Source organism: Thioalkalivibrio sp. ALMg3 (assembly GCF_000381225.1).
In the GTDB taxonomy this organism is placed as follows: domain Bacteria; phylum Pseudomonadota; class Gammaproteobacteria; order Ectothiorhodospirales; family Ectothiorhodospiraceae; genus Thioalkalivibrio; species Thioalkalivibrio versutus.
On record NZ_KB906220.1, the window covers coordinates 255,150 to 270,625 of the forward strand.

Here is a 15,476-nt window from a genome sequence, read left to right on the forward strand (position 1 = left end):
TGGGCCTCAGAACAGGACAACGACAATCACCCCGGCCACAATGAAGGCCATCCAGATGGCCAGCGCACGATCCAGCAGCGCAACCGCCTGGCGAATGCCTGCCGCGTCGGGCATGCGGCCCATCCCCAGGCGGGGTCGCCACTCGCGCTGCCCGCCATAGGGCGCCGCCCCCCCCAGGACCACGCCCAGCGCACCCGCCCCCGCGGCCATCACCGGCCCCGCATTCGGGCTCTTCCAGCCGGCGGCCTGCTCGCGCCAGCACTGCAGCGCGTCCCGGCCACGACCGGCCAGGGCATAGCCCAGCGCCGTGAGACGGGCCGGGATCAGGTTCATCGCATCGTCCAGGCGCGCGGCGGCCCAGCCAAACGAGCGAAACCGGTCATTGCGATAGCCCCACATCGCGTCCAGCGTGTTCACCAGGCGATAAGCCACCACGCCCGGTGCGCCAGCCACCAGGAACCAGAAGATCGTGGCGAACAGCGCGTCGTTGCCGTTCTCCAGCACCGACTCGATGGTCGCGCCACTCACCCCGCGCGCGTCCAGGGCCGCCGTGTCGCGACTGACCAGCATGCCGACACCGGTGCGCGCCCCAGACAGGTCATCCTTTTCCAGGGCCTCGGCCACCACCTCCGCATGCTCGTCCAGGCTGCGCCAGCCAATCGCCAGCGTCAGGATCGCCAGCGTCAGAACCCAGCCCCAGGCCAGCGAGGCGCCCAGTGCGGCCAGCGCCACCCAGGGCAGGACCAGCGCCGCGAGAAGGAGCGCTCCGCGTACACGACTGGGCGCATGCCAGCGGGATTCGGCCCAGGCCGCGAGCTGGCCGAATCCGGCGAGCGGATGGAACCGCCGTGGGTCACCAAACAGTCGGTCCAGGATCAGGGCGCCGATCAGGATCAGAAAGGTACTCATGTGTCGCCACCTCCGGATGGCCCATCCGGACGCGCGGCGGATTCCCGGGCGTCCGTGGACGCAGCCAGCTCGCACGGCGCACCCCAGCGATCCTGGAACACCAGGTCTTCCAGCGGGCGGCGGCTGTCCCAGCCCGCCGTTTCCAGCATCGGCCGGTCATAGAAGCGCTCGACATGCCCCAGGCACAGCACGGCAATGGGGTACCCGCCTTCGGGCATGTCCAGCCGATTGGCCAGCCAGTCCGGATCGAACAGGGAAACCCAGCCCATGCCCAGGCCCTCGGCGCGGGCGGCCAGCCACAGGTTCTGGATCGCACACGCGGCCGAACAGAGGTCCATCTCGGGGAGCGTCCGCCGGCCCAGCACGTAGCGCTCGCGGCCATCGGTCAGGGCCACGACCAGTAACTCGCCCGCCTCGCGGATGCCCTCCAGCTTCAAGCGATGCACGTCGGCCGCGCGCTCGCCACAGGCCTCCGCAGTGCGCGCCTGTTCATCCGCCGCGTGGGCGTGGAGCGCCTCGCGCACCGCCGGGTCGGTAATGCGCAGGAAGCGCCAGGGCTGCATATAGCCCACGCTCGGCGCGCGATGCGCCGCCTCGAGCAGCCGCCGCAACACCGCTGGATCGACCGGGTCCGGCCGAAAATGGCGCATATCCCGGCGTTCCGCGATCACGCGATAGACGGCCGCAAGCTCATCTTGGGCAAATCCCGAACCCCCGGCATCAGCGCCCGGGCAGGAAGGGTTCTCATTGGCGGGCAACTCGGACTGCATCGGCTTACCGTCAGGGGGACACGACGCGGATGCAGAGGGATCGGGGTGTGGCCACAGGGGCCCGCACCTACCGACCCTCGCCCACCGCGCGGTCGCAGAAACATCGTCCAGGCCGGTCTCCGGGCTCGCGAGGCCCCGGCAACCCGGGGCGGCAAGTCGCCTTCCCGGGCCGCGTTCGGCCCAGTGGCTTTCGACTTGTCGAGGTCCGAGCGGCCTGCGGAAGCACCCCTCGAACCCACTCGCTTACCGTTGCGGGGGCAGCGTCGGAATGGGGCTGCGGAGGATCTCGCGCCTGCACCGACTTCCCGTTTAACCCGCGCGATCAGTCGCCCGGGCACCTGGTAGCAAGCCGCCAATCATACGCGGCAAGCCCACTGCCGACCAATTGACGCTCCGAGGCGCCCCAGGCTTGCTGCTATGATGCCCCGCTAGTCCAGCGCCTGGTGGCGGCTCCCCAGCCGGCTCGAAGGCGCTTGAACAACCAATCCAATGCGACTGTAAAATCATGCAATTCTGGACTTCCCGAACTCCACTTCTCGCTTGCCTCCTGGGCCTGCTCTCAACCCCGCTGATCGCAATGGCGGACTCAATCACGGTCACCGACGACGATGACCGCGAGGTCCATCTGGAGCAGCCTGCCGAGCGCATCGTCAGCCTGGCGCCGCACATCACCGAGGTGCTGTTTGCCGTGGGTGCGGGGGACCGCATCGTGGGCGCAACGCAGTACAGCGATTATCCGCCCGAGGCGGAGGCCATCCCGCGGATTGGCGGTTACAGCCGGATTGACCTGGAACGGGTACTGGAAAGGGACCCCGATCTGGTGATCGCGTGGAAGAGCGGCAACTCCGCCTCCCAGGTCGAACGCCTGCGCGAACTGGGACTGCCGGTGTACGTATCGGAACCACGCAGCTTCGAGGGTGTGGCCTCGAGCATGCGGCGCATGGCCACGCTCGCCGGCACGTATGACCAGGGCGAGGCCGCGGCAGAGGACTTCCTGGGCCGAATGGACGCGCTCCGCGCCACGTACGGCGACCGGGACCCGATTCGCGTGTTCTATCAGGTGTGGGAGCAACCGTTGATGACGGTCAATGACGACCACCTGATCGCCGAGGCCATCGCCGTCTGTGGCGGCGTGAACGTGTTCGGCGATCTCGACCGCCTGGTGCCACGCATTGGCCGCGAAGCCGTACTGGATGCCGACCCCGAGGTCATCATCGGCGGCGGCATGGGCGAGGACCGCCCCGACTGGGTGGTCGCCTGGGGCCAATGGGAGGATATGACCGCGGTCCAGCGCGACAATCTGTTCTTCATTCCCCCTTCGCTCCTGCAACGCCATACCGGACGCATCGCGGAAGGCACCGCCCTGATGTGCGAAGAACTCGAACGCGCCCGCACGCGGCGGCCTGCCCCGTAAACATGACGGACCACCTCGCAGTGTCACGGAGCGGCCGATGCAAGACGCCCAAAATGAAGCGTTGCGCGCAGGCTGAAGGCGGCTCTTCGGTACCGGGTACGCGTCGCCGCTTCGCCCTCCAGGAGCGGAGGGCCACTTCTTGACCCGTTCCTTCCTCCTGGCCCTGGGCGTGCTGTTGCCCGCGTCTGTGCTCTCCGTTCTGGTGGCACTGGCCTACGGCAGCGTGCAGATTCCCTTCCCTGACCTGCTGAGTGTCTTCTTCGGCGAGGCCTCGCGACTGCACAGCACCCTGGTACTGGATCTGCGCCTGCCGCGCGCGCTGGCCGCGTTCGCCGCCGGCGGGCTGCTGGGCCTGGCCGGAGCGCTGATGCAGGTCCTGCTACGCAATCCACTGGCCGATCCCTACGTGCTGGGGCTCTCCGGCGGTGCCTCGGTGGGCGCCTTGCTGGCGATGCTGGCGGGACTGTCCATGTTCTCGGTCTCGGCCGCGGCCTTCGTGGGCGCCCTGCTGTCCACCATTCTGGTGTTCGGCCTGGCCCACGGCACGGGCAGCTGGACCCCGACCCGCCTGCTGCTGACCGGTGTCGTGGTGGCCGCCGGCTGGGGCGCGATGATCAGTTTCATCCTCGCGGTCAGCCCCACTGCGGAGCTCCCGGGCATGCTGTACTGGCTGATGGGCGACGTCTCCCATGCCCGCAACCCCTACCCGGCCTGGGGCGTACTCGTGGTCGTCGCCCTGCTCGCCCTGCCATTTGGCCGCACCCTGAACGTCCTGGCGCGCGGGCCCATGCAGGCCGCGGCCCTCGGAGTGGCCGTACGCCCGGTGGAATGGACGATCTATGTGGTGGCGGCCCTGATCACCGCGACCGCGGTCACCCAGGTCGGCGCGGTCGGCTTTGTCGGGCTGATCGTGCCGCACATGCTGCGTCTGATCTTTGGCAACGACCAGCGCGTGATCCTGCCGGCCTCGGCCCTGGGCGGGGGCATCCTCCTCACCCTGGCCGACACCCTGGCCCGGACGATCATTGCCCCGGAACAATTGCCGGTGGGCGTCATCACCGCGATGCTGGGTGTCCCGGTGTTCCTGTTCCTGCTCTACCGGAGCCGCTGATGCCGCGTACGCCTCCCCCAGTCCCCGCGGCGACCCAGCCACACGACACGCCGGGCCTGGGCGCGCGCAGCGTCCACCAGGAACCGGGGCCCAAGACCCTGCTCGCGACGCATGACCTCGTCATCGACGTGCCCGAGCGGCCGCCCGGTTCGCCGCTGGACCTGACGGTCGACCCGGGCCAGTGCTGGGGCATCCTGGGCCCGAATGGGGCCGGCAAGAGCACCCTCCTGCAGACCCTCGCCGGCCTGCGGACCGCGCGTGCCGGAACCATCAAGGTCAAGGGACAATCCATTGCGACCCTCGCCCGCGCAGAACTGGCCCGTCGCCTGGGCCTGGTCTTCCAGACCCACCACGACGGCTTTCCCGCCACCGTGCTGGAGACGGCCCTGATCGGGCGCCACCCGTATCTGCGGCCCTGGGATATCGAGTCTTCCGAGGACTACGCCCGCGCCCGGGCGGCACTCGCGGCGATGGATCTCGCCGACCTCGAGGACCGCATGGTGGACACCTTGTCCGGCGGGGAACGCCAGCGCCTGGCGATCGCGACCGTGCTGACGCAGGACCCCAGCCTGCTCCTGCTGGACGAGCCCACCAGCCAGCTGGACCTGCATCATCAGGTGGCCGTGCTCAACCGCGTGCAGGCCATCGTCGGTCAGGAAAACCGAGGCGCGGTGTTGGTCCTGCACGACGTCAACCTCGCGGCGCGCTACTGCGATCACTTGCTACTGCTATTCCCTGACGGACAGGCGTGCTGGGGCCCCACGGCCACCATGCTGGTGCCCAGCGCACTGGAGCGCCTGTACAACCAACGCCTGAGCGTGGGCGAGGTGGACGGCCTGCCCGTCTTCCTGCCGCGCAACGAGTAGTCCCCATGGAATTCTTCCGCACCCTGCATTCCGACCTGGATGCCGAAAACCTGCAGCGAAGCCTCACCGTGTCCGCATTACCCGACGCCAGCGGCGCGATCGATACGCTGATCGCCGACGAGGGCCCCGATGCCGGCGTCGTGTACTGCCTGTGGGGCGAGTTTCGCGTCCATCGGGAAGTCATCAACGGTGGCGTGCGCTTTTCCCTGCCGGAATGCCCGAATGGCCTCGCCTGGACGCTGACCACCGGTCACCCGCCGGAGCCGCGGGCCGTCACCCTGCACCTGACCATCAATCGTCAGGAACACGATCCTGATTTCATCGAAAGCCTGGAAATGTTCGCCGATTCCTGGGAGCTTTCGGCCACCTGACAGAACGCCCCATGACGGGAAACGATGCAATTTTCTTTTCGTTTCATGGTCGGTATGGTGCAGATCTGTTGCGAAGGAGAACGCCATGAACCCGACACCGCCGGACAGCGTGAAGACCTCTCATCCCACCCAGGACGGGGCCGGGGTGAAGATTCGGCGCATCCATGATTTTAGTGGCGGGCTGGATCCCTTCCTGATGCTGGACGAACTGAAGGCCAGCGCGCGCGAGGACTACATCGGCGGCTTCCCCTCGCACCCGCACCGCGGTTTCGAGACGCTGACCTACCTGGTCCACGGCGGCCTGACTCACGAGGACTCCATGGGCAATCAGGGCCGCGTCGAGGCCGGCGAGGCCCAGTGGATGAGCGCCGGGCGCGGCGTAATCCACTCCGAGATGCCGCTTTTGGACGCGGACGGCCTGCACGGCTTCCAGCTTTGGGTAAACCTGCCCGCCGCGCGCAAGATGGACCCGCCGCGTTACCGCGACGTGCGCGCGGACGCGATGCGTCACCTGCCGGAAGACGACGATTCGCTGCGCTTCAAGGCCATTGCCGGCTCCTGGCAGACCAGCGCCGGGGACACCGAAGGCGCCCTGCCGCAGATCGGCCAAGGCGCCGCCATGGCCGACCTCACGCTACCGGCCGGCTATCGCCTGTCGCTTGCGGTGCAACTGGAAGATCGCGTGCTGGCCTACGTGTTCGGCGGCGAGCTGACCGGCCTCGGTACGGGCCAACTGGGCGTCTGGCACGGCCACACCCAGATCCACCTCATCGCGCAGCAGGATGCCCGGGTACTGCTGTTCAAGGGGCGCCCCCTGGGCGAGCCGATCGCCCACTACGGCCCGTTCGTGATGAACACCTCCGACGAGATCGAACAGGCCATCAGCGACTACCAGTCCGGCCAGCTCGCCGCCGAACCGGCCAGCATGGACTGAGCTCGAGCCAGCCCATCATCCCGCAAGTTCCTCGCGCGAGCCCACCTCTCCGTCATCCCGGAAACCGCGCAGCGGTTATCCGGGATCTCACTGCGTGGAACGAACCCCGACCCGCTCTCTCGCACCCACGCAGATGACCCCGGCTCTTCGGTTCGCTACGGCTGCGGTGACGGGGCGCTGGGAACCCGGATCGCAATGGGCATAGCGGGGGGCCACCCAGCTAGGCTTGGGGGTGGATCCGGTGATCCCACGATCCGTTCCGTGGAGAAGGATGGCCCCGCAACGGGTGCAGGGGCGCTGGTTCGTGGCCGGCCCCCCAGGCCGGCCTCAGCCGCCTTCCTCGATCAGCTCGATGGCGTTGCCGTCGGGATCGCGCACGAATGCGGCCGGGCGCCCGGAACGACTGCGCTCCACGGCAATCCCCGCCCCTTCCAGACGCGCTGCCAGCGCCTCCAGGCCACGGACGCGCAACGCCAGATGACGGTCCTGACCACAGCGCACGCCGCGCTCGGTCGGATCGGGGTTCGGCACCTGCAACAGATGCAGAGCCTGTCCGCTCCCCAGGTCATACCACAGACCGGGAAAGTCGAGATCCGGGCGTTCCAGTGGCACCAGGCCGAGCTGCTCCCCGTAAAAGGCCGCCGCCACCCGCGTGTCCGCAATCACCAGGCTTGCGTGATGCAAACGCAGGATGCCGGGTTCTACCCCCTTCGCCGAAGTCATACCCGCATCACCCCCGAGGCCGGTTCGAGCAACACAATGGCCTGCGCCGCCACCCCTTCCTTGCGCCCGGTGAAGCCGAGGTGCTCGGTGGTGGTCGCCTTCACGCTGACATCGGCGATATTCAGGGCGGTATCGGCTGCCAGGTTCTCACGCATCGCGCGCACATGCGGTGCAAGCTTGGGCGCCTGCGCGATCACCGTGGTGTCGATGTTAACCGGGCGCCAGCCGGCCCCGGCCACTCGTTCGAGCGTCTCCCTTAGCAGGACGCGGCTGTCCGCCCCTCGAAACGCCGGATCGGTATCCGGAAAGTGCAGGCCAATATCCCCCAGCGCCGCGGCGCCCAGCAGGGCGTCACACACCGCGTGGATCAGCACGTCCCCATCCGAATGGGCCACGAATCCACGCTCGAACGGGATGCGCACGCCACCGAGTACCAAGTGGTCGCCTTCGCCGAAGGCGTGTACGTCGAAGCCCTGGCCAATCCGCAAGCCGCTCATGCGCGAAACCCGCCTTCCAGGCGTCCCTGCTGCATCAGATATAGGCGAGCAAGCTCAAGGTCTTCGCTGCGGGTGATCTTGATGTTCATCGGGGAGCCCTCGATCAGCCGGGGTGCCTGGCCCAGGAACTCGATGGCGCTGGCCTCGTCCGTCACCGGATGCCCCTCGGCACGCGCCTGCGCGTTGGCCGTGCGGAGCATGCCCAGCCGGAACATCTGCGGGGTCAGGGCCCGCCAGACCCGTTCGCGATCCAGCGTCCGTTCGACCTTCCCGGCACCATCGCTCCACTTGATGGTATCGGTGCTGGGACTGGCGAGCAGCCCACCCACCGGATCGTCACGCAACTCGTGCAGCAGCCGGTCCACATCCGCTAGCGGCAGACAGGGTCGTGCCGCGTCATGCACCAGTACCCAGTCGTCCTCGTGCGCCCGTTCTGCAAGGAAGTCGAGCCCGTTCTGGACCGAATCCGCGCGCTCCGCCCCTCCGGCCGCACGGAACAGCCGCCCGCCGGCCAGCGGCAGGTCCAGGGCATCCGGGTCGACGTCCGGACCGAGTACCAGAACCACCCCGCGAATCCGCGGGTGTTCGAGAAAGATCGACAGGGTGTGGGACAGGATCGTGTGCGATCCGAGTGTCAGGTACTGCTTCGGACGGTTGGATCCCATGCGCCGACCGATGCCAGCCGCCGGGATCAACGCCCAGAACGCGGGCTCCCGAGTCGGCACGTGTTCCGCGTCAGCCATCAAAGGGGTCCTCGGGTGGCAGGGTGTCGGTGGCGGGCTCCGCATCCTCCGGGACTTGCGCGTCCGGGCCCGGATCGGTCTCTCCAGCCGGGCCCGGTAGCGGCTCGACCTTCAGTCTCGCTGGCTCGTCCTCGCCCACCACGAAGAAGAAGATCTCGTCCTCGCGGATCATCCCCAGATCGCGACGCGCGCGCTCCTCGACCGCCGCGGTACCGCCGCGCAAATCGCGCACCTCGGCCTCCAGAGCCTGATTGCGTTGTTCCAGCTCGGCATTTGCGGCTTGCTGTTGCGCAACCTGCTCGCGCAGATCGCGAACATCGCGCCAACTCCCCTCGCCCAGCCACAGGGGCCATTGCAGGGCCAGCAGCACGAGGGCCAGACCGATCAACAGGCCGCGCATCACCCGCACTCCGTATGGTTGAACAGAGAAAGCCCTCGCCCGCGCAGCGCGACAGACGCGACAACGTGGAGACGAGGGCTTTCGCAAGTGGCCGGCATGCCCGGCATTCTACGAGCCCCTGACGACCGGGGACAGGAACCGCGCCGCAGGCTGAGGACTGCGTGGTGACCAAGGCCGTCCCGGGTCTCGATCAGCGCCCGAAGGTGAACGCCGACATGCCCGGATAGGTCGCCCGCGAACCCAGGTGTTCCTCGATACGGATCAGCTGGTTGTACTTGGCGACCCGATCGGAACGCGACAGCGAACCGGTCTTGATCTGGCCGGCGCGCGTGGCCACGGCCAGGTCCGCGATGGTCACGTCTTCGGTCTCGCCCGAGCGATGCGAGATCACTGCAGTGTAATTGGCCTTGCGCGCCATCTCGATGGCTTCCAGCGTCTCGGTGACCGTGCCGATCTGGTTGAGCTTGATCAGGATGGAATTCGCAACGCCCTTGTCGATGCCTTCCTGCAGGATCTGGGTATTGGTCACGAACAGGTCGTCACCCACCAGCTGCACGCGATTGCCCAGGCGCTCGGTCAGCGTCTTCCAGCCGTCCCAGTCATCTTCGGCCATCCCGTCCTCGATGGTCAGGATCGGGTACTGGTCCACCCAGTGGGCGAGATACTCGGAGAACTCGTCGGCAGAGAAGGCCTTGCCTTCGGAATCGAGGTGATAGCGCCCATCCCGGTAGAATTCGGAGCTGGCGCAGTCGAGGCCGATCCAGATGTCCTCGCCCGCCTTGAAGCCGGCGTTGTGAACCGCTTCCAGGATCACCTCGATCGCGGCGGAGTTGGACGGCAGGTCGGGCGCAAAACCGCCCTCGTCGCCCACCGCCGTCGCCAGCCCGCGCTTGGACAGCACCTTTTTCAGCGCGTGGAAGACCTCGGCGCCGTAGCGCACGGCCTCACGCACCGAATCCGCCCCCACTGGCAGGATCATGAACTCCTGCATGTCCACACTGTTATCGGCGTGGGCACCACCATTGATGATGTTCATCATCGGTACCGGCAGCAGCGTGGCGTCGTCGCCGCCCAGGGTCTCGAACAGTGGCTGTTCGCGATCCGCGGCCAGGGCATGTGAAGTGGCCATGGAGACGGCCAGCAGGGCATTGGCGCCCAGGCGTGCCTTGTTGTCGGTCCCGTCCAGTTCCAGCATGCGGCGATCGACCGCGGTCTGATCCAGCTCCATACCTCGCAGGGCGTCGCGGATCTCGCCGTTCACGTGGCTGACGGCCTTCAGTACGCCCTTGCCGCCGTAACGCTTTTCGTCGTCGCGCAATTCCAGGGCCTCGCGGGCCCCTGTGGAGGCACCGGAGGGCACCGCCGCTCGCCCCATGGCGCCGGAATCCAGGACAACATCGGCCTCGACCGTCGGGTTGCCCCGAGAATCGATGATCTCGCGGGCGTGAATCTCCGCAATCTTGGACATGCTCTCTCCTTGAAAATACCCGCCCGGACGGGCCCGTCCGGGACGTTTTATCGATTCTTTCGGTCGTTAACCGAGACCGTACTCCGCTTCCGCAAACGGCTGCGCCTTGGCGGCGGCGTCCAGCGCCTTGAGCGTCTGCAACAGCTCGGCCATCTTCGGCAGCGGCCAGGCATTGGGACCGTCGGAAAGGGCCTTCTCGGGATCCGGATGGGTCTCCATGAACAGGCCGGATACGCCAGCGGCCACCGCCGCCCGTGCCAGCACCGGCACGAATTCGCGCTGCCCACCGGAGCAGGCGCCCTGCCCGCCCGGTTGCTGCACCGAGTGCGTCGCATCGAAGACCACGGGGCAGCCGGTCTGACGCATCTGGGCCAGGCCGCGCATATCGGAGATCAGCGTGTTGTAGCCAAACGAGACCCCGCGCTCGCAAACCATGATCTGATCGTTACCGACCTCGCGGGCCTTGTCCACGACATTGCCCATGTCCCAGGGTGCGAGGAACTGGCCCTTCTTGATATTCACCGGCCGGCCCTGACGCGCAACGTTCTGGATGAAGTTGGTCTGCCGACAAAGGAAGGCCGGGGTCTGCAGCACATCAACAACACTGGCGACTTCGTCCAGCGCAGTGTCCTCGTGGACATCCGTCAGGATCGGCACGCCGATCTCCGACTTCACTTTGTCCAGGATGCGCAGGCCCTCTTCCATGCCCAGCCCGCGGAAGCTCTTCGTCGACGACCGGTTGGCCTTGTCGAACGAGGACTTGTAGATGAACGGAATGCCGAGATCGTCCGCCATCGTCTTCAGCGCGCCAGCCGTCTCCAGGGCCATGGCCTCGGATTCGATGACGCAGGGGCCGGCAATCAGAAAAAAGGGCCGATCAAGGCCGACTTCAAAACCGCAAAGCTGCATGCTCTGTCCTGTCTGGTGGCCATCACCCTCCGGGTGCGGCCACAAAAAAGTGAACGGGCGCCTATTCCGTCAGCGCCGTGGTGGTTTCCGGTTCGCGGGCATCTTGGTAATCCCGGGCGGCACACACGAACGCGGTGAACAGCGGGTGGCCATCCCTCGGGGTCGAGGTAAATTCCGGGTGGAACTGGCAACCCACAAACCACGGATGGTCGGCCAGCTCCACGGCCTCTACCAGTTCGCCGGATTCCGAGACCCCGGAGAGTCGAAGGCCTGCGGCCTCCAGGCGTTCACGATAGGCGTTGTTGAATTCGAAGCGATGCCGATGGCGTTCTCCCACCTCTTCGCGACCATAGGCCTCGGCAATGCGTGACCCCGGGGCCAGACGCGCGCTCTGGGCGCCCAGACGCATGGTGCCACCAAGGTCGCTGTCGGCATCGCGCCGCTCGATGCGGCCTTCCTTGTCCTGCCACTCGGTAATCAGCGCGATGACGGGATGCGGCGTGTCGGGGGCGAACTCGGTGCTGTGCGCACCTTCCAGCCCGACCACATCGCGCGCAAATTCGATGACCGCCACTTGCATGCCCAGGCAGATTCCAAGATAGGGCACATCGTTCTCGCGGGCGTAGCGCACCGCGGCAATCTTGCCCTCCACGCCGCGTTCACCGAAGCCACCCGGAACGAGGATGGCATCCAGGCCCTCGAGTTCGCGAACGGCCTCGTTCTCGGCCCCTTCCAGCTTTTCCGAATCGAGATAGCGAATCCGGACCCGGGTACCCGCCTGGATGCCCGCGTGGGTCAGGGCTTCGTTCACCGACTTGTACGACTCGGTCAGATCGACGTACTTGCCGATCATGCCGACCGTCACCTCGGACTCCGGGAACTCCATGGCATTGACCACGTGCTTCCAGTCCGAAAGATCGGCCTGCGGGACCTCGATATGGAGTTTGCGCAGCACGATCTCGTCGAGCTTCTGCGAATGCAGCCACAGCGGGATCTTGTAGATGTTGTCTACGTCCACTGCAGAGATGACCGCCTTCTCCTCGACGTTGGTGAACAGCGCGATCTTGCGCCGTTCACCCTCGGGGATCGCCTGGGTGGAGCGGCACAGCAGGATATCCGGCTGGATACCGATGGAGCGCAGTTCCTTGACCGAGTGCTGGGTCGGTTTGGTCTTGATCTCGCCGGCGGCCTCGATATACGGCACCAGCGTCAGATGCATGAACAGGGCGTTGTCGTGTCCCAGCTCCACGCCCATCTGACGGATCGCCTCGAGAAACGGCAGGGATTCGATGTCACCGACCGTGCCGCCGATCTCGATCAGGGCGATGTCGGCGTCGCCGGCCCCCTCGTGGATCGAGCGCTTGATCTCGTCGGTGATGTGCGGGATGACCTGCACCGTGCCGCCGAGATAATCCCCGCGACGCTCCTTGCGGATCACGTTCTCGTAGATCTGCCCGGCGGTGAAATTGTTGCGCCGCGAGGTGCGAATGCGCACAAAACGCTCGTAGTGCCCGAGATCCAGGTCCGTTTCGGCGCCGTCATCGGTGACGAACACCTCGCCATGCTGAAATGGGCTCATGGTGCCCGGATCCACGTTGATGTACGGATCCAGCTTGAGCAGCGTCACCTTGAGGCCACGCGCCTCCAGGATCGCCCCCAGTGAGGCGGATGCAATACCTTTGCCCAGAGACGAGACCACGCCTCCGGTAATGAAAACAAAACGCGTCATGCGGGAAACCTGGCTGGGAGCTGACAAGCACCCTGCCCCGGTTCGCACACGACAATCCGGGGCAGGCGGAAAACCCCTGAGAGAGTACCAGAGCACCCGCCCCCGCTCAATCGGAAGGTGGGGGCAGTGCCTCGTTTCCAGCCCGGGATGACAACGGCCGGAAGGCCACCAGGGTCATATCGTCACGCCGCGGCTCGCCGTCGCGATAATCTTCCAGCACCCGGACCACGGCATCGATCTTGGCCGACAGATCGCGGCCACTCTTGTCCGTCAGCACCTGGCGCAACCGCCGCCGACCAAACAATCGCGGCGGCTCTCCGCCGACATGATCGTGCACGCCATCGGTGATCAGGAAGAATTCGGTGCCCGGCTCCACGTCGACCTCGTGGTCCACGGGCTGGGCCGGTTCCAGGCTGCGGTAGCCAAGGCCGCCGCGTACGCCCCGGATCTCCTCGATCTCGCCGTCGCGGTCGATCATCAACGGCAGCCCGACACCGGCAAAGGCCAGCTTGCGGTCCTCCGGACGATACACGCAGACCGCGGCCTCCAGCCCGTCGTCCGAGTCGGAGTCATAGCCATCCTGACGCAACCGCGAGCGTACCAGTCGGTCCATCTCGCGCAGGATGGCCGAGGGCTCCAGCAAGCGGTGTTCGTGCAGGATGCGATCCAGCGCCGAGGCCACCACCAGGGTAATGAATGCACCCGGTACACCGTGGCCGGTGCAGTCCGCCACCACCAGGATGCTGTGTCCGTCGATGGCCTCGACCCAGAAGTAGTCGCCACCCACCAGGTGCAGAGGCTCCCAGTAGATCTGCACCTCGTCCATGTGACCATCGAGGGCATGCTTGTCCGGCAGCATGGCGGTCTGGATGCGGCGGGCATAGCGGATGCTCTCCACCACCAGGCGATTACTGCGTTCAAGCTCACGGTTGGCCTCGTCCACCTTGGCCAGTGCCCGTTCCGTCTCGGATTTCTCGGCCTCCAACTGCCGGGTGCGGTCCTCGACGCGCCGCTCGAGGTCCGCATTCAGGGCCTTGAGCTCGCCCCGGGCCCCGTCGCGCGCGTCCAGCCCCGCCTGAAAGGCCCGCAGCAAACGATCCAGCGAACGCCCCAGCGCCCCCAGCTCATCGTTTTCGTGATGGCCCAGGCGCGGCCTCGGCCAGTGCGCGGGCTGCTCCGGGTCGGTCTCCGCCACCGCACGCGAAATCTTCAACATCGGACGGAGCATCAGCAGATAGAACAGTACAACCACCACCAGAGAGACGATCACCGCCTGGGTTACGCTGGTCACGACCCCGGTCTGCAGACGGTTGACGAAGGCCCGCCCCAGCACGCCAGGGTCCAGTTCCACGCGCAGGACGCCCACGCCCTGGATATTTCCGCGGGTATCAGGGTGGCGCAGCTCACGCTCATGGGTTTGCAGATCACCGAAGAGCCAGTGCGCCCATTCGCCACCGGTCTGGGTGCGTTCCTGGGCATCCTCCGCAAGGGTGTTGCCAAAGTCGTCGAGGATCTCGACCCGTCGGATCTTATCGAATACCAGCAGGCCCTGGACCAGGGAGTCGGCCTGGGCGGCGCTCAACTGGAAGGCCGCCTCGGCGGCGGGTGGTTCTACCAGGCGTTGCAGTCGGTCGATCTGTTCCCCGGTCTCGGCCCGGAAGGCATGCCAGTCCGAGGCAATGACATAGGCGCTGCTGAGAAGGCTCAGCGCCAGCGCCGCCAGCAGCGTGGCGACGGCCAGCTTGGCGACCAGGCTACGATTCCGGCGGGTGCCGCCCGCCATCACCCGTGTTTGCCGTGCATTTGCACGATGACACGGTTGCGCCCCTCGTTCTTGGCCCGATAGAGCAGGTCATCGGCCAGAGCCACCAACTCGCCCGCGTCCGGCCACGGGTTCGTGGTGATGACCAGACCAATGGAAACCGCCAGCGCGAGCGGTTCGTCCTTCCAGTGCAGCGATGCATTCTCCACCGACGAGCGAATGCGCTCGGCCAGTGCGACTGCCTCTTCGGGATCCAGATCCGCCGCCACTACCAGGAATTCTTCCCCACCCATGCGCCCAGCGTACTGTTCCGCCCCCAGCTCGCCCCGCAGGATGTCGGCAAAGTTCTCGAGGGCGAAATCGCCGGCGGCATGGCCGTGGGTATCGTTCAGCGCCTTGAAGTCGTCGAGATCCAGCATCATCACGGTGAGCGAACGCGATTCCTCGCCGACGCTATCCGCCATACCCTCCACGCAGTCAATCACCCGGCGACGCGAGAACAGGCCGGTAAGGGCATCCTCCAGCGCCAGGCGCTCCAGCTCGGCTGTCAGGCGCTCGCGCTCGCGCACCTCGTCGGACAACGCATTGTTGAGCTGTGCCAGGTGCTCCGCCTGCTCACGCAACTGGCGGTTGGCCTCCTGCAGATCCGCCTGCATGCGGTCGCTCATGCGCATCATGCGACGCTGCGCCCGATAGCTCTCGGAATAGGCCTTGGCGAGCACCTTCACGCCATCGCCTACCGCATCCAGCGCCTCGAGCATCTGCTCGGAGCGCTGCATGACGGACTTTTCCTGCTCGAACAGGGAGAAGTCCGCGAGCCCCTCCATTTCCTGGCCCTCCCGTGGCCGGGTAGCAGGATCCATCGGGTCC

General features: G+C 66.6%; 16 protein-coding genes and 1 riboswitch. Of the genes, 5 read left to right on the forward strand and 11 right to left on the reverse strand.

Going from position 1 to position 15,476, the window contains the following annotated elements; translation table 11 throughout:
• Nucleotides 1–6: 6 nt before the first annotated feature.
• Entirely contained in the window at nt 7–909 is a 903-nt protein-coding gene (cbiB, locus tag F622_RS0103335; RefSeq protein WP_018169840.1) for an adenosylcobinamide-phosphate synthase CbiB, read from the reverse strand.
• Nucleotides 906–1,679: a 5,6-dimethylbenzimidazole synthase gene (gene bluB, locus F622_RS0103340; RefSeq protein WP_018951955.1), complete on the reverse strand. Its 774-nt coding sequence runs from the start codon at nt 1,677–1,679 to the stop codon at nt 906–908. The genes cbiB and bluB overlap by 4 nt, the downstream gene beginning before the upstream one ends.
• 92 nt (nt 1,680–1,771) lie before the next feature.
• Nucleotides 1,772–2,036, reverse strand: a riboswitch (cobalamin riboswitch).
• Between the two features lie 220 nt (nt 2,037–2,256).
• Between bluB and F622_RS0103345 the strand changes: the two genes are divergently transcribed.
• The 5 genes from F622_RS0103345 to F622_RS0103365 all read left to right on the forward strand — a co-directional run bounded on the left by F622_RS0103345 (nt 2,257) and on the right by F622_RS0103365 (nt 6,375).
• Nucleotides 2,257–3,093 carry a cobalamin-binding protein gene (locus F622_RS0103345; protein WP_019571330.1) on the forward strand — a complete coding sequence of 279 codons (837 nt, stop codon included), beginning with the start codon at nt 2,257–2,259 and terminating at the stop codon, nt 3,091–3,093.
• 139 nt (nt 3,094–3,232) lie between these two features.
• Nucleotides 3,233–4,204, forward strand: coding sequence for an iron ABC transporter permease (locus F622_RS0103350; protein WP_018145607.1), 972 nt, complete (start codon nt 3,233–3,235; stop codon nt 4,202–4,204).
• Complete coding sequence (locus tag F622_RS0103355) at nt 4,204–5,070, forward strand: ABC transporter ATP-binding protein (RefSeq protein ID WP_019571331.1); 867 nt, start codon at nt 4,204–4,206, stop codon at nt 5,068–5,070. The genes F622_RS0103350 and F622_RS0103355 overlap by 1 nt, the downstream gene beginning before the upstream one ends.
• A 5-nt stretch (nt 5,071–5,075) precedes the next feature.
• The gene (locus tag F622_RS0103360; RefSeq protein ID WP_018169845.1) at nt 5,076–5,441 is read left to right on the forward strand and encodes a hypothetical protein; all 366 of its coding nucleotides are present in this window, start codon (nt 5,076–5,078) and stop codon (nt 5,439–5,441) included.
• 85 nt (nt 5,442–5,526) lie between these two features.
• A complete protein-coding gene (locus F622_RS0103365; RefSeq protein WP_019571332.1) occupies nt 5,527–6,375 on the forward strand; it encodes a pirin family protein in 849 nt (282 codons plus the stop codon).
• A gap of 327 nt (nt 6,376–6,702) precedes the next feature.
• Here the strand turns inward: F622_RS0103365 and F622_RS0103370 are convergent, their stop codons facing one another.
• The 9 genes from F622_RS0103370 to F622_RS0103410 all read right to left on the reverse strand — a co-directional run bounded on the left by F622_RS0103370 (nt 6,703) and on the right by F622_RS0103410 (nt 15,433).
• Nucleotides 6,703–7,098, reverse strand: a complete 396-nt coding sequence (locus F622_RS0103370; RefSeq protein WP_019571333.1) for a VOC family protein — start codon at nt 7,096–7,098, stop codon at nt 6,703–6,705.
• Nucleotides 7,095–7,595: a 2-C-methyl-D-erythritol 2,4-cyclodiphosphate synthase gene (gene ispF / locus F622_RS0103375; protein ID WP_018169848.1), complete on the reverse strand. Its 501-nt coding sequence runs from the start codon at nt 7,593–7,595 to the stop codon at nt 7,095–7,097. The genes F622_RS0103370 and ispF overlap by 4 nt, the downstream gene beginning before the upstream one ends.
• Nucleotides 7,592–8,338 (reverse strand): 2-C-methyl-D-erythritol 4-phosphate cytidylyltransferase, encoded by a 747-nt coding sequence (gene ispD / locus F622_RS0103380; RefSeq protein WP_019571334.1) that lies wholly within the window; start codon nt 8,336–8,338, stop codon nt 7,592–7,594. The genes ispF and ispD overlap by 4 nt, the downstream gene beginning before the upstream one ends.
• A complete protein-coding gene (ftsB, locus tag F622_RS0103385; protein ID WP_018169850.1) occupies nt 8,331–8,738 on the reverse strand; it encodes a cell division protein FtsB in 408 nt (135 codons plus the stop codon). Before ftsB ends, ispD begins: the two co-directional genes overlap by 8 nt.
• Before the next feature lie 190 nt (nt 8,739–8,928).
• Complete coding sequence (eno, locus tag F622_RS0103390) at nt 8,929–10,206, reverse strand: phosphopyruvate hydratase (RefSeq protein ID WP_018145599.1); 1,278 nt, start codon at nt 10,204–10,206, stop codon at nt 8,929–8,931.
• 66 nt (nt 10,207–10,272) lie between these two features.
• Nucleotides 10,273–11,115 (reverse strand): 3-deoxy-8-phosphooctulonate synthase, encoded by an 843-nt coding sequence (gene kdsA / locus F622_RS0103395; RefSeq protein WP_018169851.1) that lies wholly within the window; start codon nt 11,113–11,115, stop codon nt 10,273–10,275.
• Between the two features lie 61 nt (nt 11,116–11,176).
• A complete protein-coding gene (locus F622_RS0103400) occupies nt 11,177–12,844 on the reverse strand; it encodes a CTP synthase (protein ID WP_026331529.1) in 1,668 nt (555 codons plus the stop codon).
• Nucleotides 12,845–12,950: 106 nt separating this feature from the next.
• On the reverse strand, nt 12,951–14,627 hold the full coding sequence (locus tag F622_RS0103405) for a PP2C family protein-serine/threonine phosphatase (RefSeq protein ID WP_019571336.1): 1,677 nt from the start codon (nt 14,625–14,627) through the stop codon (nt 12,951–12,953).
• Complete coding sequence (locus tag F622_RS0103410; protein WP_019571337.1) at nt 14,627–15,433, reverse strand: GGDEF domain-containing protein; 807 nt, start codon at nt 15,431–15,433, stop codon at nt 14,627–14,629. The genes F622_RS0103405 and F622_RS0103410 overlap by 1 nt, the downstream gene beginning before the upstream one ends.
• Nucleotides 15,434–15,476: the final 43 nt, after the last annotated feature.